The 26,135-nt window shown below is 62.2% G+C and carries 30 protein-coding genes; 12 read left to right on the top strand and 18 right to left on the bottom strand.

The genetic code is table 11. The features are described 5' to 3' along the window. Window position 1 precedes the first annotated feature (1 nt). Entirely contained in the window at window positions 2–259 is a 258-nt protein-coding gene (locus NKH12_RS12430; RefSeq protein WP_352953374.1) for a hypothetical protein, read from the top strand. A gap of 150 nt (window positions 260–409) precedes the next feature. Here the strand turns inward: NKH12_RS12430 and NKH12_RS12425 are convergent, their stop codons facing one another. From NKH12_RS12425 to NKH12_RS12410, 4 genes are all read right to left on the bottom strand, one after another. Next, the gene (locus tag NKH12_RS12425; RefSeq protein ID WP_352953373.1) at window positions 410–1,468 is read right to left on the bottom strand and encodes a dipeptidase; all 1,059 of its coding nucleotides are present in this window, start codon (window positions 1,466–1,468) and stop codon (window positions 410–412) included. Window positions 1,469–1,652: 184 nt separating this feature from the next. Continuing rightward, on the bottom strand, window positions 1,653–1,952 hold the full coding sequence (locus NKH12_RS12420) for a GNAT family N-acetyltransferase (protein WP_029348700.1): 300 nt from the start codon (window positions 1,950–1,952) through the stop codon (window positions 1,653–1,655). A gap of 3 nt (window positions 1,953–1,955) precedes the next feature. After that, window positions 1,956–2,579 (bottom strand): alpha/beta hydrolase, encoded by a 624-nt coding sequence (locus tag NKH12_RS12415; protein WP_352953372.1) that lies wholly within the window; start codon window positions 2,577–2,579, stop codon window positions 1,956–1,958. Window positions 2,580–2,588: 9 nt separating this feature from the next. Then, on the bottom strand, window positions 2,589–3,521 hold the full coding sequence (locus NKH12_RS12410) for a VOC family protein (RefSeq protein ID WP_352953371.1): 933 nt from the start codon (window positions 3,519–3,521) through the stop codon (window positions 2,589–2,591). 185 nt (window positions 3,522–3,706) lie between these two features. Between NKH12_RS12410 and NKH12_RS12405 the strand changes: the two genes are divergently transcribed. Continuing rightward, window positions 3,707–5,317 (top strand): alkaline phosphatase family protein, encoded by a 1,611-nt coding sequence (locus tag NKH12_RS12405; RefSeq protein WP_502910784.1) that lies wholly within the window; start codon window positions 3,707–3,709, stop codon window positions 5,315–5,317. 50 nt (window positions 5,318–5,367) lie between these two features. Here the strand turns inward: NKH12_RS12405 and NKH12_RS12400 are convergent, their stop codons facing one another. Continuing rightward, window positions 5,368–6,870, bottom strand: a complete 1,503-nt coding sequence (locus tag NKH12_RS12400) for a PRC-barrel domain-containing protein (RefSeq protein ID WP_352953370.1) — start codon at window positions 6,868–6,870, stop codon at window positions 5,368–5,370. 286 nt (window positions 6,871–7,156) lie between these two features. On the opposite strand from NKH12_RS12400, the gene NKH12_RS12395 reads away from it, so the two are divergent. Next, complete coding sequence (locus tag NKH12_RS12395) at window positions 7,157–8,074, top strand: diacylglycerol/lipid kinase family protein (protein WP_352953369.1); 918 nt, start codon at window positions 7,157–7,159, stop codon at window positions 8,072–8,074. 29 nt (window positions 8,075–8,103) lie between these two features. On the opposite strand, the gene NKH12_RS12390 is transcribed toward NKH12_RS12395, so the two are convergent. Further along, complete coding sequence (locus NKH12_RS12390) at window positions 8,104–8,304, bottom strand: hypothetical protein (RefSeq protein WP_352953368.1); 201 nt, start codon at window positions 8,302–8,304, stop codon at window positions 8,104–8,106. 178 nt (window positions 8,305–8,482) lie between these two features. On the opposite strand from NKH12_RS12390, the gene NKH12_RS12385 reads away from it, so the two are divergent. After that, complete coding sequence (locus NKH12_RS12385; protein WP_352953367.1) at window positions 8,483–10,015, top strand: sensor histidine kinase; 1,533 nt, start codon at window positions 8,483–8,485, stop codon at window positions 10,013–10,015. 100 nt (window positions 10,016–10,115) lie between these two features. Here NKH12_RS12385 and NKH12_RS12380 read toward each other — a convergent pair whose 3' ends face one another. The 3 genes from NKH12_RS12380 to NKH12_RS12370 all read right to left on the bottom strand — a co-directional run bounded on the left by NKH12_RS12380 (window position 10,116) and on the right by NKH12_RS12370 (window position 11,807). Then, the gene (locus tag NKH12_RS12380; protein WP_352953366.1) at window positions 10,116–10,580 is read right to left on the bottom strand and encodes a hypothetical protein; all 465 of its coding nucleotides are present in this window, start codon (window positions 10,578–10,580) and stop codon (window positions 10,116–10,118) included. A gap of 12 nt (window positions 10,581–10,592) precedes the next feature. Next, entirely contained in the window at window positions 10,593–10,919 is a 327-nt protein-coding gene (locus NKH12_RS12375) for an ElaB/YgaM/YqjD family protein (RefSeq protein WP_352953365.1), read from the bottom strand. Between the two features lie 126 nt (window positions 10,920–11,045). After that, window positions 11,046–11,807: a Crp/Fnr family transcriptional regulator gene (locus NKH12_RS12370; protein WP_352953364.1), complete on the bottom strand. Its 762-nt coding sequence runs from the start codon at window positions 11,805–11,807 to the stop codon at window positions 11,046–11,048. A gap of 260 nt (window positions 11,808–12,067) precedes the next feature. Here NKH12_RS12370 and NKH12_RS12365 point away from each other — a divergent pair, with 260 nt between their 5' ends. Beyond that, a complete protein-coding gene (locus NKH12_RS12365) occupies window positions 12,068–12,388 on the top strand; it encodes a response regulator (protein ID WP_502910785.1) in 321 nt (106 codons plus the stop codon). A gap of 52 nt (window positions 12,389–12,440) precedes the next feature. On the opposite strand, the gene NKH12_RS12360 is transcribed toward NKH12_RS12365, so the two are convergent. Then, window positions 12,441–12,992 carry an RNA polymerase sigma factor gene (locus tag NKH12_RS12360; RefSeq protein WP_029348707.1) on the bottom strand — a complete coding sequence of 184 codons (552 nt, stop codon included), beginning with the start codon at window positions 12,990–12,992 and terminating at the stop codon, window positions 12,441–12,443. Window positions 12,993–12,995: 3 nt separating this feature from the next. Continuing rightward, window positions 12,996–13,190 (bottom strand): NepR family anti-sigma factor, encoded by a 195-nt coding sequence (locus NKH12_RS12355; RefSeq protein WP_352953362.1) that lies wholly within the window; start codon window positions 13,188–13,190, stop codon window positions 12,996–12,998. Between the two features lie 236 nt (window positions 13,191–13,426). On the opposite strand from NKH12_RS12355, the gene NKH12_RS12350 reads away from it, so the two are divergent. The 6 genes from NKH12_RS12350 (at window position 13,427) to NKH12_RS12325 (ending at window position 16,921) form a co-directional block, all read left to right on the top strand. Continuing rightward, on the top strand, window positions 13,427–14,221 hold the full coding sequence (locus NKH12_RS12350) for a response regulator (protein ID WP_352953361.1): 795 nt from the start codon (window positions 13,427–13,429) through the stop codon (window positions 14,219–14,221). A gap of 231 nt (window positions 14,222–14,452) precedes the next feature. Beyond that, window positions 14,453–14,620, top strand: coding sequence for a DUF1328 domain-containing protein (locus NKH12_RS12345; protein ID WP_023797107.1), 168 nt, complete (start codon window positions 14,453–14,455; stop codon window positions 14,618–14,620). 170 nt (window positions 14,621–14,790) lie between these two features. Next, window positions 14,791–15,804, top strand: a complete 1,014-nt coding sequence (locus NKH12_RS12340; RefSeq protein ID WP_352953360.1) for a sensor histidine kinase — start codon at window positions 14,791–14,793, stop codon at window positions 15,802–15,804. A 158-nt stretch (window positions 15,805–15,962) separates the two neighbouring features. Continuing rightward, a complete protein-coding gene (locus NKH12_RS12335) occupies window positions 15,963–16,145 on the top strand; it encodes a hypothetical protein (protein WP_352953359.1) in 183 nt (60 codons plus the stop codon). A 126-nt stretch (window positions 16,146–16,271) separates the two neighbouring features. Beyond that, window positions 16,272–16,598, top strand: coding sequence for a hypothetical protein (locus NKH12_RS12330; RefSeq protein ID WP_352953358.1), 327 nt, complete (start codon window positions 16,272–16,274; stop codon window positions 16,596–16,598). Window positions 16,599–16,678: 80 nt separating this feature from the next. Further along, window positions 16,679–16,921 carry a YMGG-like glycine zipper-containing protein gene (locus tag NKH12_RS12325; RefSeq protein WP_352953357.1) on the top strand — a complete coding sequence of 81 codons (243 nt, stop codon included), beginning with the start codon at window positions 16,679–16,681 and terminating at the stop codon, window positions 16,919–16,921. A gap of 86 nt (window positions 16,922–17,007) precedes the next feature. Here the strand turns inward: NKH12_RS12325 and NKH12_RS12320 are convergent, their stop codons facing one another. From NKH12_RS12320 to xylF, 4 genes are all read right to left on the bottom strand, one after another. Next, entirely contained in the window at window positions 17,008–18,651 is a 1,644-nt protein-coding gene (locus NKH12_RS12320) for a CHASE domain-containing protein (RefSeq protein ID WP_352953390.1), read from the bottom strand. Window positions 18,652–18,776: 125 nt separating this feature from the next. Continuing rightward, on the bottom strand, window positions 18,777–19,571 hold the full coding sequence (locus NKH12_RS12315) for an ATP-binding cassette domain-containing protein (protein ID WP_352953356.1): 795 nt from the start codon (window positions 19,569–19,571) through the stop codon (window positions 18,777–18,779). 96 nt (window positions 19,572–19,667) lie between these two features. After that, entirely contained in the window at window positions 19,668–20,999 is a 1,332-nt protein-coding gene (locus NKH12_RS12310) for a sugar ABC transporter permease (RefSeq protein WP_352953355.1), read from the bottom strand. Between the two features lie 141 nt (window positions 21,000–21,140). Beyond that, the gene (gene xylF / locus NKH12_RS12305) at window positions 21,141–22,181 is read right to left on the bottom strand and encodes a D-xylose ABC transporter substrate-binding protein (RefSeq protein WP_352953354.1); all 1,041 of its coding nucleotides are present in this window, start codon (window positions 22,179–22,181) and stop codon (window positions 21,141–21,143) included. A 267-nt stretch (window positions 22,182–22,448) separates the two neighbouring features. Between xylF and NKH12_RS12300 the strand changes: the two genes are divergently transcribed. After that, complete coding sequence (locus NKH12_RS12300; protein WP_352953353.1) at window positions 22,449–23,696, top strand: ROK family protein; 1,248 nt, start codon at window positions 22,449–22,451, stop codon at window positions 23,694–23,696. Between the two features lie 168 nt (window positions 23,697–23,864). Here NKH12_RS12300 and phoB read toward each other — a convergent pair whose 3' ends face one another. The 3 genes from phoB to pstB are packed head-to-tail and all read right to left on the bottom strand — an operon-like array spanning window position 23,865 to window position 26,132. Further along, the gene (gene phoB, locus NKH12_RS12295; protein WP_023822590.1) at window positions 23,865–24,554 is read right to left on the bottom strand and encodes a phosphate regulon transcriptional regulator PhoB; all 690 of its coding nucleotides are present in this window, start codon (window positions 24,552–24,554) and stop codon (window positions 23,865–23,867) included. Window positions 24,555–24,570: 16 nt separating this feature from the next. After that, complete coding sequence (phoU, locus tag NKH12_RS12290) at window positions 24,571–25,278, bottom strand: phosphate signaling complex protein PhoU (protein ID WP_352953352.1); 708 nt, start codon at window positions 25,276–25,278, stop codon at window positions 24,571–24,573. A gap of 38 nt (window positions 25,279–25,316) precedes the next feature. Next, a complete protein-coding gene (gene pstB, locus NKH12_RS12285) occupies window positions 25,317–26,132 on the bottom strand; it encodes a phosphate ABC transporter ATP-binding protein PstB (protein ID WP_352953351.1) in 816 nt (271 codons plus the stop codon). Window positions 26,133–26,135: the final 3 nt, after the last annotated feature.

The raw sequence follows: 26,135 nt of genomic DNA, 5'->3' as shown, positions 1-26,135 counted from the left end.
CATGAGGGATGAGGCAGACAAGCACGACGTCGATGCAGAAGCCAGCGAGCAGTGGGAACTGGTCAACACGCCGCTCGGCGAAAAATGGTCAGGCCGCACCCGCTACGCAGCCGCCATGTTCTACTACAGGCGCGGCGAGATGAATGCCGAGACGCTGGAAGTCTACCGCATCTGCGCAAGGCTGGATTCGACGGATCCGCTGCCGATCATCCGCAACCGTGGCGTCGGCCAGGATTGGCTGAAGCGCATGGGCGGCTAGCAATTCCACCTAGGCCTGTCGAGATTCAGGTCAGGCCGAGTCGAACCGATGGTTTCCGAGAACCGGAGCGGAGCGTACTTAAGTACGTGAGTACCGGAAGCGCAGGAAACCGCCGTTCGCAGGCCGGCATCACCTGAATATCAAGATACCCTACCCGATGGTCTTTTCCAGCATGTTGATCCAGTTGCGATAGGCGATCTTCTCGATCAGCGCGCGACCGAAGCCGCGCGCCGCGAACGTATCGAGTAGCTTCGGGAGGCCGGTAACGTCGCCGATAACAGCCGGGATCATGGCGCCGTCGAAATCGGACCCGAGGCCGACGCCGTCTTCGCCCAGCGCCTGCAGCAGCGAATCGACATGGCGCACCATGATGTCGAGACTGGTATCGGCATTCATCCGGCCGTCTTCGCGCAAAAACCCGGTGGCGAAATTCAGCCCGACCAGGCCACCCGTCTCGCGGATCGCGCCGAGCTGCCAGTCGGTGAGGTTGCGGGAATGGCCGCAGATCGCATGGACGTTCGAGTGCGTCGCCACCAGCGGTGCGTCGCTGATCTCGACGACATCGCGAAACCCCTTTTCGTTGAGGTGCGACAGATCGATCATGATCTTGAGCTGGTTGCAGGCCTTGACCAGTGCCTTGCCGGCATCGGTCAGGCCAGGTCCGGTGTCGGGCGTCGACGGGAAACGGAACGGCACGCCGTGGCCAAAAGCGTTCGGGCGGCTCCAGACGATGCCGAGCGAGCGTAGGCCGGCCGCATGCAGAACGTCGAGCATCGTCAGTTCGGGGTCGATCGCCTCGACGCCTTCGATGTGGAACACCGCCGCGATCGACCCTTTCGCCATCGCGTCGCGCACCTCACCGGCGCTGCGGCAAACGGTGAGCGCCGACGCCCGCTCCAGCCTGTACAGGATCGAGGCCATGGCGATGGTGGAATCGAGTGCGTCGGACCGGGAGAGTTCGGGCGGCAACGGCTCGTTGTCGCTGGGTGCCGGCGGCACCGCGCTGCGCCTGGATTTCTCAGCCGGCGGCGGGAAGATCGCGAACATGCCGCCGGCAAAGCCGCCCTTCTTCGCGCGCGGCAGGTCGATGTGGCCGCCCGGCGTTCCCTCGATGAACAGCTTCTCGACATCCGCGTCTTTCGACTGATAGAGCCTGAGCAGCGTATCGTTGTGGCCGTCGAAGACGGGAACGAGGTCGGTTTCGGTCATAAAGGGATCATCAGTTCGATTGGTCGGGCGGCAATATACCTACTTAGGCAAGGCAATACCCACTAGGCAAGACAACCCATTAGGCAAGACAGGCGATCTGCGCATATGCCACAGCGATGCATGCCCTTGTAGCTGCCCGTCCTCAACCGTCATCTCGTGCCGAGGCCTGTGGGTAGGACCAGCACTATTGCTTCAGCACGTCGGCCCATTCCTTGTGACGATGGAACTGGGCATTGGCGAACGGGCAGAGCGGAATGATCTTCTTGCCCGCCGCGCGCGCGTCCTCGACGGCGCGGGTAACGAGGCGAAGCCCGGCGCCCTGGCCGCGAAACGCATCCGGCACTTCGGTGTGATCGATGATGATCTGGTGCTCGCCGATCTTGGTGAAGGTCATCTCCGCCTCGGCGCCATCAGGCCCGCGCAAGAGATACCGGCCCTTGGAACCGCGATCCTCCAGTTCGATCTCCGGCAATTGATCAAGCATCGCTTACGCTCCTTCCACCGGCGTAGCGGACAGGAACCGCCGCGCCGCTTCGATCTCGTTCGACTGCACCTCATGGCCGCCGTCGTGCCACTCCACTGTGACATCGGCGCCATCGGCGCGCAAATAGGCCTCCAGCCGCGACGTCAGGTTGGTCGGACAGATCGGATCGCGCCTGCCTGCGGTGACCAGGATACGGCGGCCGGCAAGGCTGCCCTTCACCTCCGGCTCGAACGGGATCAGGGGATGCATCAGCACCGCCGCATCGAACAGGGAGGGCGCCGCGAACACCATCGAGGCCAGGATGTTAGCCCCGTTGGAATAGCCAAGGCCAAGCACCGACGAGGCCTTTGCCGCCTCGACATGCGCCTTGACGAAGCCGACCATCTTGTCCGTCGCCCGCGCCAGATCGTCCATGTCGTAGACGCCCTCGCCGGTGCGGCGAAAGAAGCGCGCAGCACCGTTTTCCGAGACATCGCCGCGCGGCGAGACGATGGTCGCTTGCGGCGCGAGGTCGCGCCCGAGCGACAGAAGCTGGCTCTCGTCGGCCCCGGTGCCGTGGAAGACGAAGAGCAGCGCGCTGCCCGGCGAACCAGGCAGTGTCTTGTAGATGTAAGCGTCCTTGCTCATGGCCTGTCCTCAGTCTTCCAGCTTCTGCAGATGTTGCTCGAGATAGGGCCGCAGATGCTGATGCTGCGACGGCAGCTTCAGCGCCTCGCCGAGATGGGCGGTGTCCTCGTCGCGATCGAAGCCCGGCTCGTTGGTGGCGACTTCGAACAGCACCCCGCCCGGCGTGCGGAAATAGATCGCCCAGAAATAGTCACGATCGATCACCGGCGTCACCTGATAGCCGGTGTCCATCAGCGCCTTGCGCACTTCGAGCTGCTTGGCGCGGTTTTCGACAGCGAAGGCGACGTGGTGGACGGAGCCGGCACCGAGATCAGCAAAAGCGGCGCCCGGCAGCGATTCGATATCGACGATATTGGCGCCGTTGCCGTTCTTCACCGCCAGCCTTTTTACGGTGCCGGACGTGTCGACTTCCTCATAGCCCATGAATTTCAGCAGCTCTTCTGTGGCGCCGCTATCCTTCAGCCTGAGCGACACGGAGTGAAAACCACGGATCGCCTCGTCGGAGGGAACATCGCCCTTCGCCCACGGCGTACGGGTGTCGGCCTTGTTCTCGACCAGCGCAAACCTGTCATCATCGGGACCGGCGAAGGCAAGGCGCTTCTCGCCGAAGCTCTCTTCATGCGACAGCCCGGCGACGCCCTCATTGGCAAACCGCTTTTCCCAATAGGGAAGCGTGCCTTCGGGCACCGAATAGACCGTGGTGCCTACTTCGCCAACGCCGTGGCGGCCCTTGCCGATGTTGGGGAACGGAAAATAGGTCATCACCGAACCGGGCGTGCCGAGCTCGTCGGCATAGTAGAGGTGGTAGACATCCGGCGCGTCGAAATTCACGGTTTTCTTGACCCGGCGCAGGCCGAGCTTTTTGGTGAAGAACTCATTGTTCTGGCGCGCATTCCTGGCCATCGAGGTGACGTGATGCAGGCCTTTGATCTGGTCGAGCATTTTCCTGCTCCTTCCCTTGTCCTGTGCGGCCCATGCCGCGGTCCACGCCAATATGAGGACCCGCCAGCTGGCGGCCAAGCCCGCAAACACAGAATGGACTGTGCCCCATGAGTGAACAATAAAACGACTTTTGTTCACCATTTGGCGAACACCCCAGGCTTGCGTCGCCACAGAAATTCGGCTCCATGAGCGGCACGCTTTCGATGAAGGATACAGCATTGGTCAGAAAAGACAGACGCCCGAATGTTCTCCTGATCACCTGCGATCAGTGGCGCGGCGACTGCCTGTCGGCGGCAGGCCACAAGGTGGTGCGGACGCCGAATGCCGACGCGCTCGCCGCCGAGGGTGTGCTGTTTCGACAGCATTATGGCGGGGCGGCGCCCTGCTCGCCGGCACGCGCCTGCCTCTACACCGGCCTATACCAGATGAACAACCGCGTTTGCCGCAACGGCACCCCGCTCGACGCCCGCCACGGCAACATCGCGCTCTCGGCGCGCAGCCTCGGCTATGATCCGACGCTGTTCGGCTATACCGACGTATCGCCCGATCCGCGCACGCTGGCGCCGGGCGACCCGCGGCTGAAAAGCTACGAAGGCGTGCTGCCCGGCTTCACCGTGCGCCAACTCCTGCCGGAGCATCAGAAACCGTGGCTGTCGTGGCTGAAGGCGCGCGGCATCGATAGTAGCGCCGGCTTTCCCGACATCCATCGCCCAGCGGACGACCTTGGAGGCACGACCGACAGCGCGGTGACCAACGCGCCGCCCGTCTACTCGAAGGACGAAACCCCAGCTGCTTTCCTGACCGGCGAGTTCGTCCGCTGGCTTGGCGAACAAGAGCGCGATACACCGTGGTTCGCGCATCTTTCCTTCCTCAGCCCGCATCCGCCCTTCATCGTGCCGGAGCCCTACAACAGGATGTATGATCCTGCCCGGGGACCGGCTTTCCACCGCGCCGCGAGCTGGCAGGCCGAGGCAGAAAGCCACCCCTACCTTGCCTATAACCTTGACCTGCAGGAGCGTTCGAATTTCCGCCCCGGCGCCGAGGGCAAGGTGCGCGACTGGGGCGACGACGATTTTGGCCGCATCCGCGCGCTCTATTACGGCATGATCTCGGAGGTCGACGCACAGCTTGGCCGCATCTGGCAGGCGGTCAAGGCGGCGGGTGCATGGGATGACACCATCGTCGTGCTGACCTCCGACCATGCCGAGATGATGGGCGACCATTACATGCTGGGCAAGGGCGGCTTTTTCGACGGCAGTTATCATATTCCGCTGATCGTCCGCGATCCGCGTCGCCGCAAAGCGGCCGGGGCCAGCGTCGACCGCTTCACCGAGGCGGTGGACATTGCGCCGACATTGCTCGCTCTGCTTGGCGAGGAAACCCCGCCGCATCTCGACGGACGATCGCTGAAGCCGTTCCTGGATGCCGGGGAGCCGGGGAACTGGCGCGAGGCCGCGCATTGGGAGTTCGATTTCCGCTCGGTTGCCGACGGTGATGCCGAGCGCCATTTCGGCATCGGTCCGCGCCAGTGCAATCTGGCCGTCATCCGCACGAAACAATTCAAATATGTACATTTCGGCGGCGGCCTGCCGCCGCTGCTGTTCGACCTGGAGAAGGATCGAGACGAACTGACCAATGTCGCTGCCGATCCGGCCTATCTGCCGGTCCGGCTGGAGCTTGCCGAAAGGCTGCTTGCCTGGCGGGCCGAACATCTCGATCAGTCGCTGGCGCTTGCCGAACTGACCGACGATGGCGTTGCCGGCTACGTCGCAGGCCTGCCGCCTTTCCAGTCATAAAAGGCCCACGCCGTCGCCGGCGCGGGGTTTTAGGGGGGAATCACTGGGGCTTAGCGCATCATCATACGCTGTTCGTCGCGTTTTTGCGTATAGGTGCCCTTGTCATAGGCGACCTGCGCCTCGAGCTGCTCCTTGGTGAAGTTCGTGTAAAGATAGCGGTTGCCATCCTTGTCGGTCATGAATTTAAGGTTGTCCATGCCGACAGCCACTTCCTTCTCGCCGACGCCGAGGAAACCGCCGACGTCGATGATGACGGCGTCGACCTTCTTGTCGCCCGTCAGCACGACGTCGCCAATCTCACCGAGGTTGACATCATTGGCGCCGTAGACGGTGGTTCCAACCAAATCTTCGGAGCGGATTTCGTTGATCGGCATTTCGGTCAGCGCCGATTTGTCGATCGCCGCGGTCTGCGTCTGGTCGGGGGTTGCGTCAGGCGTTGCTGCAGCCGGAGCCTCGGCTGTCTTGTCCGCCGGTGCTGGAGCAGCGGGGTCAGGCGTTGTTGCCGGGGCCTGCGCCATCTTATCGGCCGGGGCTGGAGCCGGAGCCTCGGCTGTCTTGTCCATTGGAGCCGGAGCAGCGGTGTCAGGGGTTGCCGCCGGGGCTTCCGCAGTCTTCTCCGCCGGGGCTGGGGCCGCATCGACAGCAGGGGTGGTTGTCACTGGCGCCGGCGCCGCAGCGTCATTCGATGCGGTTGTCGCCGGGGCGGGATCATAGGGTTCGCGGTTGAACTCCGGCAACGCCTCCAGGTCTTCCTTCGTGGTCTCGGCCACCAGCCAGCGATCGCCGTCCCTTTCCGCCCACTTGGCCTTATCGAACTCGAAGGCGACATTCTTTTCGCCAACCTCAAGGAAGCCGCCGACGCCAATGATCAGCGACTCGGCCTTGCCATCCTTGGCCAAGACGATGTCGTTTACGTCGCCGATATTTTGAGCATCGTCGCCGGTGCCGTTGTAGACGGTTTCGCCGATGATATTGGTCGCAAGATTACCGTCGGCACGCTTCACAGGTTCGGCGGGAGCTACGGTGCTATCGGCGGGAGCAGCCGGAGCATTCTGTGCGGTGGTATCCGTCGAGCCGGAAGGGGCGGCAGGAGCCGTAGCCGTGGTGTCATTGGCCGCAGGAGCCGGATCGTAAGCGTCACGGTCGAAGTCCGACTGAGCCGTCAACTCATCCTTTGTGGTTTGGGCAATCAGCCAGCGGTCGCCATTCCGTTCGGCCCATTCCAGCTTGTTGTAGTCGAAAGCCACGTTCTTGGCGCCAACGCCAAGAAAGCCGCCGACGCCGATGACGACGGATTTCGCCTGACCGTTTTCATCGAAGACGACATCACTGACCTCGCCGATATTCTCGGCATCGTCGCCTGTGCCATTATAGACCGATTCGCCAATGATATTCGTCACTAGGCTACCCTCGGCGCGGGCAACAGGGATCGCCGGGGCGGTATCCTGGACTGCCGGGTCTTGCGTCGGGGCCGGGGTTGTGGCCGTCTGCGCATATGCACCGGTCGCAATCAGCGCTGCGAGCGCGGTGGTGGTCAAAAGGGTGCGGATCATCGTAATACTCCTCGCGTATATCTCGTCGGGGCCGCGAGCATGGGAGATCGGTCGCGGCGTCACACATTCACAACGTCGTGACCGCGCGGTTGTTCCGACACCATTGCGAGTGTCGTGCAAAAACCACCCGAATCGCGCCCAACCATGCGTTCGGCGGGTGAGATTCGCTCCTGTATATTCGTCAGAGCTGCGGAACTTTTTTTCAGCCGCCCCGTTCCAGCCTATGGCTGGGTGTGTTCTGGCCGATGATTATTCAATGGCTGCTAAGAAAAAACGGAGCGGGGGGATGCGATTTGCGGCGGTGCTGAACAAGGAGGGCGGCACTCTGCGCACGATTGATCTTTCCGCCTTCACGGACCGGATGCGCCAGACGTTGGAGGCAGCAGGTCATTCCATCGATATCGACATCGTTGCCGGCAAGGACGTCGTCGCAACGCTGGACCGCATCGCTTCGAAGCACAGCGTCGACATTGTGCTGGCCGGTGGCGGCGACGGCACTATTTCGGCTGCGGCGGCTCGGTTGATGGGCAGGAAGAAAGCACTTGCCATTTTACCGGCTGGCACGATGAACCTGTTCGCCCGTGGGCTCAGCATTCCACAAGCCCTTGACGCGGCCGTGAAATCTTTTGCCGACGGCGAGGTGATCGCAGTCGATATGGCAACCGCCAACGGTAAGCCATTCGTGCATCAGTTCTCGATCGGCATGCATGCCAAGATGGTTCAGCTTCGCCAGACCATGGAGTTTGGCTCGCGGTTAGGAAAGATGCGGGCCTCGGTGAAGGCTGCCTGGGCGGCGATCAACAACCCGTCGGCAATGAAGGTGACGCTGACCATCGGCGAAGCCGAGATCGTGACGCGCACCACCGGCATCGGCGTCACCAACAATCTGTTCGGTGAGGGTCATCTGCCCTATGCCGACAATCCCGCCGGCGGCGTGCTCGGCATCTATGTCACGGTGGCGCGGCGGCGTGGCGAACTGGTCAGGTTCCTCTTCGACGTGGCGCGCGGTAAATGGCGCGACAGTGAGCATGTCGAAATCCACCAAGCCGACCGGGTCATTTTGAAAGTCCACTCCGCAAAGAAACGTCGCGCCGTCATGGACGGCGAACTGGTCGGGCTTGATCGCGAAACCACGGTCGAAATCCATCCTGGCGCGCTAAACGTTCTCGTCCCGGCGCGCGCCGTCCAAGCGGAGGCAGCGTGATGCAGCCCGGGACAGTCGATCGGAAAGCTTCAGCCTCTGGGAATCTCGCCCTGTTCGTCCCTGGGAAGCTCGCCCTGTTCGGTTGTCGACGTCTTGTCTATCATGTTGCCGTAAATCTCCGCGATGCCCCAGGCGATAAACGCCAACAGCAGCGCGGCGATCAAGATACGGAAAGTATGCCACCCCCAGCGTCCTTGGCGGGCTTTGTCTTCAGGAACGATCCTGGGCATGATCGGCCTCCATATGGTTTGGCGCTGGGATATCGTTTAGCGCCGGCAAGTCGTTTGGCGCCGGCGGGCGCTGGCAAAATGTGGTTGGGTAACGGTTCCTCAAGGCGAAGGTTCCGGTCTCAGAGCCAGGCAACTGGCCTGGCGAGAATGGCTGCGAGCCGATGCTTTTGGGGGCCTTGTGGATAGCAGGGTAGAGAAAACGCCGAATCTGCCGGTCGATGTCATTAACGTGGTAAGGGCGCAGGATCGGCTTGCAGTACTGCACGGTCTCGATGCAATGGACACGGCGGCCGATCCTGACTTCGACCATATCAGCCGTCTTGCCGCCGCGGTCATGCAAGCGCCCATCGCGCTGGTGACGCTGGTCGATGTCGAGCGGCAATGGTTCAAGTCCTGTGTCGGTCTAGATGAGACCGAGGCCGCGACCGATGCATCTTTCTGCGCCCATGCCATTGCCGCCGGCGATGAGCCGATGGTGGTGACCGATGCGACCACGGATCCACGTTTCAACGCCAGCCCGCTGGTCACTGGCGAGCACCATGTCCGTTTCTATGCGGCTGCGGCGATTGTGGTGGCCGGCGCCCGGATCGGCACGCTCTGCGTGCTCGACCGGAAGCCGCGCGCGTCCCCGTCTGCCGCCCAGCTCGAACAATTGACGGCGCTCGCCAGCCTCGCGGCCAGCCTGTTCGCATTGAAGCACGCCACCCGCAACGGCGCCAGCATCGCTGCGGCGCTGGCGCGCGAGGAAAAGCGGCGCGGCATAGCGCTCGATGCCGCCTCGCTCGCAAGCTGGGCATGGGATATCCACACCGATGTGATCGAATGCGATGTCCGGTTGTCCGAGCTGTTCGGCCTGCCGCGCTCGAACCGGCTGAGGGCGCGCGATATCCTTGCCGCCATTGACCCGCGTGATGTCTACCAAACCGAGACGCGCTTTCGTGACGCGCTGACCGGCGGCGACGACTATTTTGGCGAATACCGCGTCAAAGGCTTCACTCCGCCGCGCTGGCTCGCGACCCGCGGCCGTGTCATCGAACGCGACGGCGACGGCAAGCCGACGCTGATCTTCGGCGTCAATTACGACATCACCGAACGCAAGCTGGGCGACGAGCGGCAACGGCTCTTGCTGCGCGAGCTGAACCATCGCGTCAAGAACACGCTGGCGACAGTGCAGGCGCTGGCGACGCAGACCGTTCGCCATGCCCGCCAGCCGAGCGAGTTCCTCGAAGCCTTCAGCGCCAGGCTTCAGGCGCTGGGCGCCGCCCACAGCCTGCTGTCCGACCGCGAGTGGCGCGGTATCGGCATTCGCGAACTCGTGCAGATCGAGGTCAAGCCGTTCGACACCGCCGAACAGCCGCGCATGACGATCTCAGGCGCCGATCTGCTGCTTTCGCCCGACCAGGCAGTCGGGCTCGGCCTGATCTTGCATGAACTGGCCAGCAACGCGCTGCAACACGGAGCGCTGTCGGCGGCTTCGGGCAAGGTCGATCTCGACTGGCGGGCACAGGGCCGGAAAGGCGCACGGCGCCTGGTGCTGACCTGGCGCGAAAGCGGCGGGCCTGAAGTTGCCTCGCCCGAACGCCACGGCTTCGGCTCGATCCTGATCCGCCGCAGCCTGGCCAAGGTCATCTCCAGCGAAGTGACCCACGAATTCCGGCCGGAAGGCGTGTTCGCCGAAATATCGATGCCGCTGGAGGATCTGCCAAAGTGACGGCTCGACCATGATCCCGAACCGAAGGTCTGCGTCAGCGAAAAGTGGAGGCCGGTTTTCGGATAAGATGTCGTCAAACAACAAGAAGAATCGCTTCGGGCTATTTCGCTTCGCCGGCATCCGCATCGTCGGCATCGGGCTTCACGTTCTCGCGGTAAATGGCGTAGGCGGCGAGTGCAATCGCCGGGGCGAGTATGGTGCCCAGGCCGCCTTTCCCCTTGAATAGCGCCGGCAGCACGGCGAGCGCGGCCGTGATGCCGACCGCCTTCATGTCGGCTTTGCGCGTCCGCGCCCGGCGTCGGGCGCACGCGCCGGCCGACAGTTGATGGAGGAGCAGGAGAAGTCCTGCGATCACCAGGAAGCCGACCCCGAAACCAAGGCAGGCTGCCATCGGCCCGTAGCGACCCGCCACCCAGACATAGGCGGCTCCGACGAGGAAACCGACGCCGCATAGTGCTGCAAGTGCTGCGAGCGCATAGACGATTGCAGCCGCGCGTGCGCGGCGCACGGCTGCAACGGCTTCACCGGAGGCAAGACCCGAGATAAACGATGCCAGCATTCCCATCTGGGCTGGGGGCTAGCGGCGCGCGAGAAGCGCGAACAGAAAGCCGACGCCTGCCGCGATTGCCAGCGACGTCACCGGCTTTTCGCGCACGCTCGCCACCACTTGCGCTTCGATATCCCTGGCGTTGCTGCGCATATTTTCAAACGCTGCCTCGCCTTGGGCGCGCAATTGCTCGACTCCTTCCGTAGCAACGCGACGAGCAGCCCCGTAACCATGTTGGCCGGTCTCGGCCAGCTGTTCGGTGAGTTTCTGAATGTCGACTTTTAGCTGCCTGATGTCGGCTTCAAGGTCCGAATTCGGCTGGCTTTCGTTCGGGGACTTTCCTGCGGCAGTCGCCATTGCTTAACTCCTTGCGTTTGCTCGGGTCGAAACGTTCGACCCAACCCCAGGGTTCCGAAATCGGAACAAATCCATGAAAGGGTGTTTCCGCAGGCGAGTCCAGCCCGACACGTCTCCGGTAGCCGCTCAGATCAGCGGTCGGCGATCTTCGCTCAACCCTTCCCAGCGGGCGAGTTCCTTGAGCCTTTCGGTGTCGACCACCTCGCAGCCGCCGTCGCGCCAGAAGATAAGGTTGCGGTCCATCAGCTTGCGGATCGTCTTGTTGGTGTGGACCAGCGACAGGCCGAGCGTATCGGCGAGGTGCTGCTGCGTGATCGGAATCTGCACCGGCGTCCTGCCGTTCAGCCCGACCGCCCTGGCGCGGCTGGAGATGAACGCTATTAGATAGGCTGCACGCTCGAGCGCGGTGCGTCTGCCGATACTGAGCAGGTTCTCGTCCAGCATGCGCTCCTCTCGCGAGGCGATCCAGGTAATGTCGTAGGCGAGGCCCGGATGGCTGCGGTAGAGCTCGGGAAGGGCTTCCCGCTCGAAGACGCAGAGCAGCATCGGCGACAGCGCTTCCACGGAATGCTGCATTTCGCCCATCAGGCTGCCTTGCAAACCGATGAGATCGCCTGGCATGGAATAGTTCAGAATCTGGCGGCGGCCATCCGGCAGCAATTTGTAGCGGAAACCCCAACCCGACAGCACCGTATAGAGATGGGCGCTGTGGCTTCCCTCCACCAGAACGGTAGCCCCCTTGTCGAAGGCCAGTTCGCCCTTCTTGTGTGCGTTGACGAAGACAAGTTCCTGCTCCTCGAACGCCCGAAACGCCGGCAACGGCCGCAGTGGGCAGTTCTCACATGAATACCGGCGGGTGGACAAAGAACGGCCGTTCTGGCCAGACATTTCAATCCCTCTTCGAGAGCGGGCCCTTTCCGGAGGGCGATAGCAAACGCCCTGCAGGCGTCGAGGTTACGCCATCTGCGCCGACATGTCTTTTTTAAATGACAGGATGCCAATAACATTAAAGGACAGGAAGCCAAATAGGGAACATCACTCTATTCCCTGCGCTCCCTGTTCCCGGCGCCCCACGGAGACATTGCCACGTGCCCCCATTGCTGGACGGATTGCGGATTCTTGTTTTGGAGGATGAATTCCTGATCGCCATGGATGTCGAGCAGCTTTGCCGCGACTATGGCGCTGGCGACGTGGTCATCGCCCGCGATCTGGCTGAGATCGATCGGAAGAGCGTTGCCTCGCGATTCGATGCGGCCATCGTCGACCTCATGCTGGGCGGCACTTCGACACTCGATTTCGCTTCGCGGCTGCGCGAATCGGGCGTGCCTTTCGTCTTCGCCTCGGGCTATTCCGAGATGGACGAAATCAAGGTGTCCTTTCCCGATATCACATTGGTCACCAAGCCCTATTCGGGAGACGACCTCGTGCAGGCAGTGGCGGCAGCCTGCGGGCGCGGACCTCTTGTTTGATGTCCGGAAACCTGAGCCCATATTGCCGGGCCCCTATACTGATGGTCCGTATTCAGGCGGCGTTCGACCCCGTCACCTGAGCCGAGATCGCATCCGGGCCGAACTCGTCATCACCGGAAATCTTCAGGATTTCCTGCAGCCGCGTGCGGGCGCGGCTGACGCGGCTCTTGATCGTTCCGACCGCGCAGCCGCAGATCTCGGCGGCTTCCTCGTAGGAAAAACCCGAAGCGCCGATGAGGATGATGGCTTCGCGCTGGTCCTCGGGCAATTGCTCGAGCGCGCTACGAAAATCCTTGAGGTCGAGCTGGCCGTGCTGAGCCGGATGGACGGCTAGCCTGGCCGTCATGATGCCGTCGCTGTCCTGCACCTCGCGGCCGCGCTTGCGCATCTGCGAATAGAATTCGTTGCGCAGGATGGTGAACAGCCATGCCTTGAGATTGGTGCCCGGCTCGAAGCTTTCATGCTTGTCCCAGGCCTTCACCAGCGTTTCCTGCACCAGATCGTCGGCCTTGTCGGCGTTTTGCGTCAGCGACACGGCAAAGGCCCGCAGGCTCGGAATCGAGCCGAGCAGATCCGTCTTGAAGCTCTGGGAGACGGCGGCCATGCCTCAGTCCTTTTTCCGTGCAGGTTGCGCCTGCTCCAACTGGCTGAGCAATTGGGCGAAGCGATCCGGCACGTTGTCGGAGACCAGCTCGTCGTAATATTGTTTGAGTTTGCGGCCGATTTCCGAGTTTGGCCCGAGCGGGTCGCCGGAAGCAGCCCGGCGCCTGTTGGCAGCACCAGCCGTGTTATCTTTCCTCATGTCCTCATTTCGCCCTTTATTCCCAGCACCCTGCCGCCCTTCAATACACGATGCAAAGCCGGCGGTCCCCTTGTCTGGTTGCCCGTCCCGACCTCAAACGCCGTCCTCTTACATTAGTTCCAAAAGCATCGGAACTTTTTCGCAAAGCCGGCGTTTATGTTTTCAGGGCTTATTTCGGGGCTTGTAATCAGCTTGGCCTACAATCTATGAAATTACGTCAGAGGGAGACGTCCATCATGAGCCTATCCGCAACCATCGCTCCGCACCTGCCGTTTCTGCGCCGCTTCTCGCGGGCCGTTTCCGGATCGCAGGAGAGTGGCGACGCGCTGGTCGCCGCGATGCTCGAAGCCATCATCGCCGACGTTGACATCTTTCCGAACGCGTCGAGCGACCGCATCGCGCTCTACAAGGTCTTCGCCAGGCTGTTCACCTCGGTCGCCATCCGCGTTCCGCAAGAACACCCGCAGTCGGCGTGGGAACAGCGCGCCGCCGCCAATCTGAACGCGATCTCACCCCGTCCCCGGCAGGCCTTCCTGCTGGTCGCCGTCGAAGGTTTCAGCGAAGACGAGGCGGCTGAGATTCTCGACGTCGACGATCAGGAGTTCTCCGACCTTCTTGCCGAGGCCAGCAACGAGATTTCCCGCCAGGTGCAAACTGATGTCCTGATCATCGAGGACGAGCCGCTGATTGCCATGGACATCGAGCAAATGGTCGAAAGTCTGGGCCATCGTGTTGTCGGTACCGCGCGTACCCACGCCGAAGCGGTGGCAATGTTCACAAAGACGCGGCCGAAGATGGTGCTCGCCGACATCCAGCTTGCCGACGGCAGTTCGGGCATCGACGCGGTGAACGAGATCCTGTCGTCCACACCGGTGCCGGTGATCTTCATCACCGCCTTTCCCGAGCGCCTCCTGACCGGCGAGCGGCCGGAGCCGGCCTTCCTCGTCACCAAGCCGTTCAATCCGGACATGGTCAAGGCCCTGATCAGCCAGGCGCTGTTCTTCGACCGGCACGCGAAAGCCGCTGCATAGGACCGGCAGGCCCGGCCTCGCGCGGCCCGTTTCGACAGATCGCCCGTTTTCCACTGATCGAATGATGCTGATCTCTTGCGGCTGGCTAACGTCACTTGCGCCTCGAACTTCCCCTGAGCAATGACGATTCAATCCGGCCGGAAAGATTTGCAGGGATCGTCTTTTTCGGGAAATGGTGGAACAAACGGCAGCGAAAGACGTTTTTGCCGTACCATTTGAAGGAGATGGATCATGCTTTACTGGGCGCTCGTATTTCTAGTCGTCGCGATCATTGCAGGCGCTCTTGGTTTCGGCGGCATCGCCGGCACCTCGGCTGGTATAGCGCAGATATTATTTTTCATCTTTCTCGCTTTCCTGATCATCTCGCTTATTGCGGGCTTGTTCAAACGCGCGTCGTGAACTGCGATCGAACACTGGGAGCCGCACCCCTCAAGCGGTTTCCAGCTACCGCCGAGCGGTGTCCTTAGCGGGACGTCGTTCGGCGGACCTCTTTTGGGAACCCATTTTTCCGTCAGCCGTTCAGCCTGCATTGGGTGGGTGAACTGACCGATGCATCCAGAGCCGGAGACATGAAAGACAGCGGACGGAGCAATGAGATCATCGCTCTGCAATCCGCTGAGAGTGGAATGCAGCTTGGCCGGGCCCTTCTCCATGCGCTGCACAATGCCGGCATTTCGGTTCTCTATCAGGATCGCGAGATGAAAACCGTCTGGGCCCGCAACATGCGTCCGCCATGGGCTTCCGATACGGCCGACAACAACGGCCTCCTGCCGCCGGCGCAGGCGGAGCGTATTTGTGCGGCCAAACGCAACGTCGTCGCATCCGGCAATCCGGAACATCTTGAGCTCAGCATTCCCGCCGACGATGGCGTTCGCTGGTTCCAAATATGGGTAGACGCGGATCGCGACGACGGCGGCGCGGTGCAGGGCGTCGTCACCACCATGGTCGAAACGACCGAGCAGAAACGTCGCGAGCAAACCCTGAAGACGCTGCTGCGAGAGGTCAGCCACCGCTCAAAGAACCTTTTGGCAATTATCCAGAGCATCGCCACCCAGACCAGCCGTTATTCGGACACGCTCACCGATTTCCTGACACGCTTTCGCGGCCGTTTGCAGTCGCTTGCCTCATCGCAGGACCTGGTGACCTCGTCCAACTGGCGGGGAGCGGCACTGCGCGAACTGGTGTCCGGCCAGGTCGGCCGCTATGGAGCCGACCCGGTGCGCAGCCTGCGTTTTCAGGGTGCAAATCCGTACCTTAACCCCAATGCCGCCCTGCATATCGGCTTGGCCATGCACGAGCTTGCCGTCAATTCGGTCAGCTACGGCGCTCTGTCGCGAGCCGACGGATTCGTCGAGGTGACGGCCGATCTGACGGCCGCTTCCGCTGGCGAGACCGCCCTGTCGCTGACATGGGCCGAAGCCATCGGAGCCAATGACAATCATCCTAATGAGAAGCGTTTTGGCAGTGTAGCGCTCGAGCGCGTCGTGCCTGCGTCGTTGAACGGTAAGGCGACAATTGAAATCACCGGGGACCGCCTCGAATATCGTCTTGTCGTTCCTCGCGGCAATTTCGAGACGGATTGACCGGACAACAGCCGAGCCCAGAGCGCTGGGGCCAAGAGGGTTGCGATTGATACCGGCCGCGCCGGCTTTAACCATCTGTTCACCATAAAGTCCGATGCTTGTTTTTTCCAGACACAGCATGACGTTTTCGATCGCATCTGCTGCGCAGTACGGGAGGAATGGCTTTGACGGTTGCCGACATCAATAGGCTGGAACAGCCCGCACGCGTTTCGATGGGCGGGTTTCAGGATCTCGAAGCATCCGCGATGCCGTCGCCCCGTGCTTCCCTCCCGACCCCCGGCCTCGCCGCGATCGGGCTGGCTGCGGTAGTCGTCCTGGCCGCCGCGTTCCAGTTGGTCTAGAGCGTTGGACGCAAGTGGCCGGCGGCTTGTGCTTGCCTCATGTCGACCTGTTCCAATCAGCCGCCAGCCTGCATCGCCGGAACTTTGGCGGATGTCGCCCGTTCTTATGGCGAGAGGACCGTCGCCATGGAACATATCGCTGCAGTGCTGCTGGTCATCGGCTGTTCGAACACGATGACCGAGTGTCGCGAACTGCCTGTGTCGGTGAGCGTTTTCGAAACCGCTCAGGAATGCAAGGCCGAGCGTTCTTTCGTCGTGGGCGATTTGCGGGGTGAGGCTCCGCGCATAATTGCCGAATGCCTTTCCGTCGATCCGGCACTGGAGGATGATTACGACCAGATCGTCTGGACTGTGCGGCCGGACGGCACGCTCGACGCTTCCGTGGAGATTTCTAGCCTTGAGGTTGCCTCGAACGGCGCGCCCCCCGAACAAGATTCTCTTAGCCAACAATGAAATCGAGCAGGCAAAACGCTTTTTCGCATGATAAATGACGGGTGGAGCTACAAGTGAGGACAAAAGCGAGGAGTGACTCTATGCGGAAGATGATTATTGCCATGGTTGCCGTGGTCGCGGTCAGCGGTTGCAGCACCACCGAGCGGGATGTCGGCGTCGGCGCCGGTGTCGGCGCTCTGGCCGGCGGCCTGATTGACGGCGGCAAGGGAGCGCTGGTGGGCGCAGCCATCGGGGCCGGTTCCGGCCTGCTGGTGCGCAATCTGCGCAATGGCTATTGCCAGTACCGCGACAACCGTGGCCGTCTGTTTACGGCTCGCTGCTGATCCGTTTCAAACAAAAGAAGCGGAGACCGGCTCGTCCGGTCTCTGTTTACTTTGCGCTTCGAAAAGGGTCGGTTTGCGGCGACGTTTCAGCCCGACAATGGAATCCTGATTTCCACGCTCAACCCGCCATCGTGAAAATCGCGATTGATCGTACCGCGCAATTCGCGCGTGACGTTCAGATCGATCAACTTGGTGCCAAAACCGGTTTTGACAGGTGGTTCGAGTTTCTTCTGGCCGGCTTCGCGCCAGTTGAGAACCAGCGTCCGGTCGCTCCTGCTGCTTTCGACCGACCAGTCGACCTTGAGCGACCAGTCGCCCTTTCTAATATTCGCCGAATTGCCGGTTTCGCCATATTTTAGCGCGTTCGTCGCCAGTTCGTGAAAGGTGAGGCCGAGCGCTTGCGTCGTCGTCTCATCGAGCAACACCTCTGGCCCCGACAATATCCCCTCGGGAAGCTCCCTGCCGAACACCTGGCCAAGCTCGATGCGCAAGAGATCGCCGAGATCGGCCTTCTGCCAGCGCGAGCGCGTCAGCATGTCCTGGGAAGCCGCCATCGCTTGCAACCGGGCCGAAAAAGAGGACGAGAACTCGTGGACGTCGGTGGCGTGCGACGCCGTCTGCCGCGCGATTGCCAGCACCCGTGTGATCGAGTTCTTGATGCGGTGCTTCATCTCCTGCAGCATCAGATCTTTTTCGAGCAGGCTCTTTTCCGTCGTCTCATGAAGCAGCGAGACCGCGTCATAGGCCCGCTCCTGATAGCGTGCCACCAGCGCGATGGTTCCCGCGAGCAGCAGTCCGAACAGGCCGAGCATCACCGGAATGGCGCGCGAGGAGGGTTGCGAGAAGGCGCTTGTCGGCCTGAACAGGACGGTCCATGGACGTCCGGCGATGGTGATCTCGCGAGAAACCACCAGCCTGTCACCGAAGGTCGACGCCGGCGGCGTTTCCGACCGGAACAAAAGATGGTCGGCATCCACCTTGCCGTCATAGATTTCGATGTTCACCGGCAGCAGCGGCGTCCGGCTGAGCGCGGTCTGGAACAGATCTCGGGCGCGGAAGGCCGCATAAAGAAAACCTGTTGTCGAGGATCTGGACGCATCGATGCCGTCCTGGGCGGTTTCGACGTTGAGCCGCACGAAGACGAGGAAGCCGGTGAAGGTCTGCGCAGCACCTGTTCCCTGGCCTAGCTGCACGCGCCCGCTCGCGTGCTGCTGGTTGTCGGCCATCGCCCGTTCGATCGCCTCGCGCCGCACCGGTTCGGTGAACATGTCGTAGCCGATGCCGGATTGATTGGAAGGATCCAGCGGCTCGAACAGCATGATGGGCGTACGCCATGGCAGCGTTGTCGTAGCCGGATAGATCGCATGGCTGGCGCCATAGTCGTGCCGGATGGCACGCTCGACCGCTGCCTCGTCGCCGGCTCTCACCAGCCGGAGAAAGCCGATACCGCGCAGGCCGGTAAAATTGTCGTGGATACCAAGCGCTTCGAAGAACGCCCTGAATTCGCCCCGCGAAATGCCGCCATTGCGCGCCTCGAACAGTGCATGGGTCGATCGCAGCAGCGACAGTTGCAGGTCGATGCGGCTGTCGATCCGGTTGAGCGCATCGTCCGCCGTTGCCTCGAACTTGATGCGCGCCGCTTCCTGCGTGGCGAAATAGGCGAATCCCGCCATCGTCAGGCTGATCAGCGCGACGGCGATGAAAGCGACGATCGGAAAGAACTTCTTCAAATTGCTGCTACGGCCCATGGTTCCCCATCTTATGGGCAAGTCCCCGCGTCAACACAATGGCGCGGCCAAACCATCATGACCGCTGGTACATCACATGACAGGTACTTAGCCGGCTTATTGAAGCTTCAGGCGGCGATCTTCAGCGCACCTGGCCCGGGAATGGCGCCGGGCGGGGACTTGCCCAGGATGATCATGCCGAGCACCTCGTCCTGGGTCACGTCGCTGGTGCGCGCCGTGCCAACGACCCGACCATTCTTCATCACGCAGACGCGGTCGGCAAGCTCGAACACATCGTGAATGTCGTGGCTGATCAGGAAGATGCCGATGCCGTCGGCCTTGAGTTGCATGACCAATTCGCCGACCTGCGCCGTTTCCTGCGGGCCCAGCGCCGCCGTCGGCTCATCCATGATCAGGATTCGGGCGTTGAACAGGATGGCGCGCGCGATCGCCACCGACTGCCGCTGGCCGCCCGAAAGCTTGACCACCGGCTCCTTGAAGCGCTGGAAGCGGGGATTGAGCCTGCCCATCACCTTGCGCGCCTCGGCCTCCATGGCGCCATCGTCGAGCGTGCCCCAGCCGGTCATCAGCTCGCGGCCGAGGAAGAGGTTGGCGGCGGCGTCGACATTGTCGGCGAGCGCCAGCGTCTGGTAGATCGTCTCGATGCCGTATTTCTTGGCATCGCGCGGATTGGAGATCGAAGCCTCCTCGCCATTGACGAAGATCTGGCCCGAATCGCGCTTGTAGGCGCCGGACAGGATCTTGATCAGCGTCGACTTGCCGGCGCCGTTGTGGCCAAGCAGCGCCACGACCTCGCCCGGGAAAAGGTCGATCGACGCATCGTCGACGGCGCGAATGCCGCCAAAGGCAATCGAAATATTGCGCATATCGATCAGCGACGTGGGAGCAGTTGTGTCAGCCATGATCGTTCCTCCCTATGGTTTTTGCTGGAGCATGGTGTTGAACCGAAAACGGATATCCACTTTTCACTGACGCGGACCTTCGGCTCGGGATCATGCTCAGACCCGCTTGCGGTAGACGGTATCGAGCCAGACGGCGACGACCAGGACGGCGCCGACGACGACGCTCTGAAGCGGTGAATCGATGCCCAGCAACACCATGCCGGACTGCAACGACTGCATCAGAAGCGCGCCCAGCATGGCGCCGAGCACGGTGCCGGAGCCGCCGGCCAGCGACGTACCGCCGATGACCGCGGCCGCGATGACCAGCAACTCGTCCAGCGTACCCAGCGCATTGGTCGACGCATTGAGACGGGCCGACGCAATCGCCGCGCTGATTGCGGCCAGCACGCCCATGATCATGAACACCTTCATGGTCACCCAGCGCGTGTTGATGCCGGCGAGTTCCGCCGCTTCCGGATTGCCGCCGATGGCAAAGACATAGCGGCCGAAACGGGTGCGCCTGGTGATGAAGGTCATGACGATGCCCACAGTGACCGCGATCAGCACCGGTATGGCGATGCCATGGGCGATGAACAGCCCGCCTTCCGGGACGGTGATGCCGGTCCGCTGGGCGTACTGGCGAACGATGCCGATCGGCCAGGGATAGGAATTGGCGATCCAGACGGCGCCAAGGATGGCGGCACAGGCAACAGCACCGAGCAAGGTCTCCGCCCAGACGGGGCGCAGCGGAAATTTGAACCGCTTGCGCTGCGACCGGCCGTTGAGCAGCATGAAAGCGACGGCAACACAGGCGAGAATGCCGACGATCCAGCTTGCGGTTGCCCCGATCGAGCCTCGCGGCCCGCCACCCATGAGCTGGAAGGTGGCATCGAGCGGTGCGACGGTGCGCCCGCTCGTCATCAGCCACGCCATGCCGCGCCAGATCAGCAGGCCGCCCAGCGTTACGATGAAGGCCGGAACCTCGAGATAGGCGATGATGAAGCCCTGAAGCGCGCCGATCATGAGACCGAGCACCACGCCGGCAGCCAGTGCGATGATCCATATCCAGGGATTTCCAAGCTGGAACCCCATGACGCGGATGAGGAATTCGGCCTGCGCGACGCCCATCACCATGCCGATCACACCTTCGACGGAGCCGACCGAAAGATCGATATTGCGCATCACGATGACCAGCACCATGCCGGTCGCCATGATCGCGAGCGAGGAGGTCTGCACCGACAGGTTCCAGAGATTGCGCGGCATAAGGAAGAGCCCGCCCGACAGGATGTGGATTCCAACCCAGATGACCAGCAGCGCGCCGACCATGCCGAGCATGCGTATGTCGAGTTCGGTTGCCTTGAGGAAGCGGCCGACGGGGCTGAGCTCGGATTCACGCGCCCGATCGACAGCTGTATCGGCGGCCGGCGTGTTGGAAGTCGTATCGGTCATGATGTCCTCCCACCGGGTTGCCGTCTGCCGCGGATGCCGGAGCAGCTTAGAAGTTAGCCGCGAGAAGCGGAAAAACAATTCTTTTTGAAAAAACGCCGCGGCGTGGAGCCGCGGCGTTTCAGGCTTCTTGCGAAGGCCGGATCAGTTGCAGACCGGGACGGTGCCCGCTGCCACGCCGGCGCAGACCTCTTCCTTCTTGATCCAGCCCGCGTCGATGACGACGTTGAGATTGTCCTTGGTGATGGCAATCGGCGTCAGGAACAGCGACTTGACGACATTGCCGCCCGGCGTGGTGAAGTCCTTGACGCCCGCAACGTCTGTCATCTGCTTGCCGTCGGCCAGCTGCGAGGCGATCTCGGCAGCGTTCTTGCCGAGTTCGCGCGCGTCTTTCCACACCGATACGGTCTGCGTGCCGAGCGCGATGCGGTTCAGCGCGGCATGGTCGCCGTCCTGGCCCGACACCGGGACGGATCCGGCTAAGCCTTGCGCCGTCAGCGCCGCGACGACGCCACCGGCGGTGCCGTCATTGGCGGCAACCACCGCATCGACCTTGTTGTCGTTGGCGGTCAGGAACTGTTCCATGTTCTTCTGGGCGTTGGCGGGAAGCCAGCCGTCCGTATAGGCCTCGCCGACATTCTTGATCTTGCCGCTGTCGATGGCGTCCTTGAGCACTTCCATGGAGCCGGCGAACAGGAAATCGGCATTCGGGTCGGCGCCCGAGCCCTTGATGAAGACGTAATTGCCTTCCGGCGCCACCTTGAACACTTCGCGGGCCTGCATGCGGCCGACTTCCTGGTTATCGAAGGTCAGATAGAACACGTCCTTGTTCTCGATCAGCCGGTCATAGCCGACGACCGGAATGCCTTCGTCCAGCGCCTTCTGCACCGCCGGCCCGATGGCCGAGGCATCCTGCGCAAGGATGATCAGCGCGTTGGCACCCTGCGAGATCAGGCTCTCGACGTCGGTCAGCTGCTTGCCGGGATTGGACTGTGCATCGGCGGAAATATACTTGTCGCCGGCTGCCTCGATCGCCGACTTCATGGCGGCTTCGTCGGTCTTCCAGCGCTCTTCCTGGAAGTTCGACCACGAAACGCCAATGACCTTGTCCTTCGCCTGTGCAACCGACGCGAGCGTCAGCGACATCGCGACCCCCGCCAGAATGGCGGCTGTGAATCTCTTCATGATATTCCTCCCTGCGCCGCGTACGGCGCGACCAGACTGGCCCGAAGGCCGGCACAAAGGCTCTATTTTTTTCGAGCCTCGAAAAAATACTGGTCCAACGCCGAAGCGCTGTCAACATCAAACCTGATGGATCTTGATGTCCCTGCCGACTTATTTCGAGTCTCGGAATAAACAATGACAGGGCCGGCTGCTTCTGCGAGTATTTGTAGGACATTACCGACGGCTTCCGTCCATGAGCGGCCGCGGCAATAGGGAGGAAGCAAAAGAATGTCGGTTGGAATCCGTCATGACGATTTGCGCCGGCGCAACCGGGCCATGGTGATTTCGGCCGTACGCCGGGCCGGCCAGCCGTCGCGGACCGAGATCGCCGCAACCACCGCCCTCAGCCATTCGACCATATCGGCGATCTCTTCCGACCTGATCCAGGAAGGCATCCTGACCGAGATCAAGGCGAGCGAGACCGTTTCGATGAAACGCGGCCGACCGCAGGTCGGCCTCAGCCTCAATCCGGAAGCCGCTGCGGTATTGGCGGTCGTATTGTCGCTGAATTTCCTGTCGGTCGCCGTCATCGACTATGCCGGACAGGTGGTCGCCGAGGAACAGCGCCGGCTGGACACGCTGACCATGTCGCGCGACGAGCTGATCGGCGAATGTGTCGCCATCGTCCGGCGTCGGCTCGAAGACCCCGACCTCGATGTCCAAAGCGTCGCCCGTATCGCGCTGGCGATCCAGGGCATCACCGATTCCCATGCGCGCGCCATGTTGTGGTCGCCGATCACGCCGCAGACGAATATCGCCTTCGCCGACATTCTGGAACGCGAGTTCGGCATCCCGGCCATCATGGAGAACGACTGCAACATGATGGCCGTGGCGCTGCGTTGGCGCGACCCGGATCGCTACCGCGACGATTTCATCGCCATCCTGCTCTCGCACGGCATCGGTATGGGGCTGGTGCTGAAGGGCGAACTGTTCACCGGCACCCATTCCTCAGGCGGTGAATTCGGCCACATGATCCATCGGCCGGGCGGCGCGCTTTGCCGCTGCGGGCGGCGTGGCTGCGTCGAGGCCTATGCCGGCAACTACGCCATCTGGCGCAACGCAAGGCAATTGAGCGAGAACGCCGAGCCGGTCGCCGATGTCAGCGACGCCGAGATGCGGGCACTGGCGGCCCAGGCGCGCCAGACGGACGGACCGGAGCGCGAAGCCTACCGCAAGGCCGGCGAAGCACTCGGCTTCGGGCTCGGCAGCCTGTTCGCGCTGATCGATCCGGCGCCGGTCGCCATGGTCGGCGCCAGCGCTGCCGCCTTCGACCTGATCGAACCGGCCCTGCGCGAGGCCATCGCCCAGACCGCCGGCGGCCAGCATTCGGGTTCGATTTCCTTCGACACCGAGCCGAACGAACTGCCGCTGATCCGCGAAGGCTGTGCCATGCGGGCGCTGAGCTTCGTCGACCAGGAGATTTTCGCGCCGGGCATCCAGGCGCGAGCCGGCTCGGTCGGAAAGAACGTGGCTTGAATTCGAAGGCAGGGATCGCCGGATCGCGACTTGGGGTGCGTTGATTCAGGTCAGGCCGAGTCGAGAATGGTGGGTTCCGAGAACCGGAGCGGAGCGTACTTTTGGGTACGTGATGAGCGGAAGCGCAGGAAGCCGCCGGTCGCAGGCCGGCATCACCCTGAATATCAGCTAGTCTTCCCTGATCGCATAGCCCGCGCCGCGGATGGTGCGGATGACATCAGGCATGCGACCATTGTTGACCGCCTTGCGCAACCGTCCGACATGGACGTCCACCGTGCGCTCGTCGATGTAGATCGTCTCGCCCCAAACATTGTCGAGCAACTGGCTGCGCGAGAAGACCCGACCCGGGTGCCGCATCATGAATTCGAGCAGCCGGAACTCGGTTGGCCCGAGCCGGATCTCGCTCTTCTTGCGATAGACCCTGTGCGATTCGCGATCGAGCACGATGTCGCCGACCTTAAGCACGCTGGACAGCACTTCCGGCTTGGCGCGGCGCAGCAGCGCCTTGACCCTGGCCATGAATTCCGGCGTGGAGAACGGCTTGACCAGATAGTCGTCGGCTCCGGTGGAAAGGCCGCGCACCCGATCGCTCTCCTCGCCGCGCGCGGTCAGCATGATGATCGGCAGCCGCTCGGTTTCCGGACGCACCCGAAGGCGCCGGCAAAGCTCGATGCCGGAAACCGCCGGCACCATCCAGTCGAGCACCAGAAGATCGGGCACGTTTTCCTGCAGCCGGATTTCGGCCTCGTCGCCGCGCGTCACCACCTCGACCTGATAACCCTCGGATTCCAGATTGTAACGAAGGAGGACGCCCAGCGGCTCTTCATCCTCCACCACCATGATGCGCGGCGCGATCATCGGCCGGTCACTCCTGTCATGTCGCTGGCGCCGACATCATCGTTTCGTCTAGCTTCGGGCGATCCGCCGGCAATTGCTGCCCGGTCACGACAAAGTAGGCGTTTTCGGCGATGTTGGTGACATGATCGCCGATACGCTCGAGATTCTTGGCGCAGAACAGAAGATGCGTGCAGGCGGTGATGTTGCGCGGATCCTCCATCATGTAGGTCAGGAGTTCGCGAAAAACCGCCGTGTATTTCACGTCGATCTTCTGGTCATCGGCGCGCAGTTCTTTCAACGCGCCGGCATTGCGCGACACATAGTGCTCAACCACCCCGCGGAGCTGCACAAGAACGAGATCCGCCATCGCGTCGATACCGTGCGACAGATTACGCGGCGTGGCGCTCTGCCCGACTGCGCTGACCCGCTTGGCTATGTTCTTGGCCAAATCGCCGATGCGCTCGAGATCGCCGGCCATGCGGATTGCGCCAACCACGGCGCGCAGATCTTGCGCCATCGGCTGCCGCTTGGCGATCAGCGTGATCGCGCTATCGTCGAGTTCGCGCTGCCGCGCATCCATGATGGCGTCGTCCGAGACGACACGCTGCGCCATCGCATTGTCTGACGCAAGCAACGCGCGGATCGAGGCTGCGACCATCGCGGCGGCGAGCTCGTCCATGTCGCGGATCAGCCTGTCGATGTGCTCCAGTTCCTCGTCGAAAGATGCGACGGTGTGTTCACCCATGATACTGTCCTCGTGTTCGAAATTCGCCGCCGGACCGCTCAGCCGAACCGGCCGGTGATGTAGTCCTGGGTGCGCTTGTCGTCGGGATTGGTGAACATCTTGTCGGTCGCGCCCTCCTCGACCAGATAGCCGAGATGGAACATCGCCGTGCGTTGCGACACGCGCGCCGCCTGCTGCATCGAATGGGTGACGATGACGATCGTGTAGTTCTGGCGCAGTTCGTCGATCAGTTCCTCGACGCGGGCGGTGGCGATCGGATCCAGCGCCGAACAGGGTTCGTCCATCAGGATGACTTCCGGCGACACTGCGATGGCGCGCGCGATGCACAGGCGCTGCTGCTGTCCGCCAGAGAGACCGGTGCCCGACTCGAGCAGGCGATCCTTGACCTCGTTGAACAGGCCGGCCTTCTTCAGGCTCGATTCGACGATGCCGTCCAGCTCGGCCTTGCTCCTGGCCAGGCCATGAATGCGCGGACCGTAGGCGACATTTTCATAGATCGACTTCGGAAACGGGTTCGGCTTCTGGAATACCATGCCGACGCGAGCTCGCAGCTCGACGACATCGATTTTCGGGTCGTAAACATCCTCGCCGTCGAGCGTTATCTTGCCGCTCACCCGCGCGATATCGATCGTGTCGTTCATTCGGTTCAGGCAACGCAGGAAGGTCGACTTGCCACAGCCCGACGGACCGATCAACGCCGTGACCTGGTTCTCGCGGACATCGAGGTCCACGTCGAACAGAGCTCGCTTCTCGCCGTAATGAACAGAGACCTTTTCGCCCTTCATCTTGATCGAAGGGGCATTGGTTCCGCTGCTCAGTTTCTGTTCGACGCCGGCTTCCGTCATGATGTTCATATC

Source organism: Mesorhizobium sp. M1322 (assembly GCF_040318085.1).
Lineage (GTDB): Bacteria > Pseudomonadota > Alphaproteobacteria > Rhizobiales > Rhizobiaceae > Mesorhizobium.
The sequence above is the reverse complement of the archived record's forward strand: the minus strand, read 5'-3'. Positions and strand labels throughout refer to the sequence as shown.

Bases quoted from the DNA above. Each gene is read 5' to 3' on its own strand.
- NKH12_RS12430 (WP_352953374.1), top strand. From the start codon at position 2: ATGAGGGATGAGGCAGACAAGCACGACGTCGATGCAGAAGCCAGCGAG.
- NKH12_RS12425 (WP_352953373.1), bottom strand. From the start codon at position 1,468: ATGACCGAAACCGACCTCGTTCCCGTCTTCGACGGCCACAACGATACG.
- NKH12_RS12420 (WP_029348700.1), bottom strand. From the start codon at position 1,952: ATGCTTGATCAATTGCCGGAGATCGAACTGGAGGATCGCGGTTCCAAG.
- NKH12_RS12415 (WP_352953372.1), bottom strand. From the start codon at position 2,579: ATGAGCAAGGACGCTTACATCTACAAGACACTGCCTGGTTCGCCGGGC.
- NKH12_RS12410 (WP_352953371.1), bottom strand. From the start codon at position 3,521: ATGCTCGACCAGATCAAAGGCCTGCATCACGTCACCTCGATGGCCAGG.
- NKH12_RS12405 (WP_502910784.1), top strand. From the start codon at position 3,707: ATGAGCGGCACGCTTTCGATGAAGGATACAGCATTGGTCAGAAAAGAC.
- NKH12_RS12400 (WP_352953370.1), bottom strand. From the start codon at position 6,870: ATGATCCGCACCCTTTTGACCACCACCGCGCTCGCAGCGCTGATTGCG.
- NKH12_RS12395 (WP_352953369.1), top strand. From the start codon at position 7,157: ATGCGATTTGCGGCGGTGCTGAACAAGGAGGGCGGCACTCTGCGCACG.
- NKH12_RS12390 (WP_352953368.1), bottom strand. From the start codon at position 8,304: ATGCCCAGGATCGTTCCTGAAGACAAAGCCCGCCAAGGACGCTGGGGG.
- NKH12_RS12380 (WP_352953366.1), bottom strand. From the start codon at position 10,580: ATGGGAATGCTGGCATCGTTTATCTCGGGTCTTGCCTCCGGTGAAGCC.
- NKH12_RS12375 (WP_352953365.1), bottom strand. From the start codon at position 10,919: ATGGCGACTGCCGCAGGAAAGTCCCCGAACGAAAGCCAGCCGAATTCG.
- NKH12_RS12370 (WP_352953364.1), bottom strand. From the start codon at position 11,807: ATGTCTGGCCAGAACGGCCGTTCTTTGTCCACCCGCCGGTATTCATGT.
- NKH12_RS12365 (WP_502910785.1), top strand. From the start codon at position 12,068: ATGGATGTCGAGCAGCTTTGCCGCGACTATGGCGCTGGCGACGTGGTC.
- NKH12_RS12360 (WP_029348707.1), bottom strand. From the start codon at position 12,992: ATGGCCGCCGTCTCCCAGAGCTTCAAGACGGATCTGCTCGGCTCGATT.
- NKH12_RS12355 (WP_352953362.1), bottom strand. From the start codon at position 13,190: ATGAGGAAAGATAACACGGCTGGTGCTGCCAACAGGCGCCGGGCTGCT.
- NKH12_RS12350 (WP_352953361.1), top strand. From the start codon at position 13,427: ATGAGCCTATCCGCAACCATCGCTCCGCACCTGCCGTTTCTGCGCCGC.
- NKH12_RS12345 (WP_023797107.1), top strand. From the start codon at position 14,453: ATGCTTTACTGGGCGCTCGTATTTCTAGTCGTCGCGATCATTGCAGGC.
- NKH12_RS12340 (WP_352953360.1), top strand. From the start codon at position 14,791: ATGAAAGACAGCGGACGGAGCAATGAGATCATCGCTCTGCAATCCGCT.
- NKH12_RS12335 (WP_352953359.1), top strand. From the start codon at position 15,963: ATGGCTTTGACGGTTGCCGACATCAATAGGCTGGAACAGCCCGCACGC.
- NKH12_RS12330 (WP_352953358.1), top strand. From the start codon at position 16,272: ATGGAACATATCGCTGCAGTGCTGCTGGTCATCGGCTGTTCGAACACG.
- NKH12_RS12325 (WP_352953357.1), top strand. From the start codon at position 16,679: ATGCGGAAGATGATTATTGCCATGGTTGCCGTGGTCGCGGTCAGCGGT.
- NKH12_RS12315 (WP_352953356.1), bottom strand. From the start codon at position 19,571: ATGGCTGACACAACTGCTCCCACGTCGCTGATCGATATGCGCAATATT.
- NKH12_RS12310 (WP_352953355.1), bottom strand. From the start codon at position 20,999: ATGACCGATACGACTTCCAACACGCCGGCCGCCGATACAGCTGTCGAT.
- xylF (WP_352953354.1), bottom strand. From the start codon at position 22,181: ATGAAGAGATTCACAGCCGCCATTCTGGCGGGGGTCGCGATGTCGCTG.
- NKH12_RS12300 (WP_352953353.1), top strand. From the start codon at position 22,449: ATGTCGGTTGGAATCCGTCATGACGATTTGCGCCGGCGCAACCGGGCC.
- phoB (WP_023822590.1), bottom strand. From the start codon at position 24,554: ATGATCGCGCCGCGCATCATGGTGGTGGAGGATGAAGAGCCGCTGGGC.
- phoU (WP_352953352.1), bottom strand. From the start codon at position 25,278: ATGGGTGAACACACCGTCGCATCTTTCGACGAGGAACTGGAGCACATC.
- pstB (WP_352953351.1), bottom strand. From the start codon at position 26,132: ATGAACATCATGACGGAAGCCGGCGTCGAACAGAAACTGAGCAGCGGA.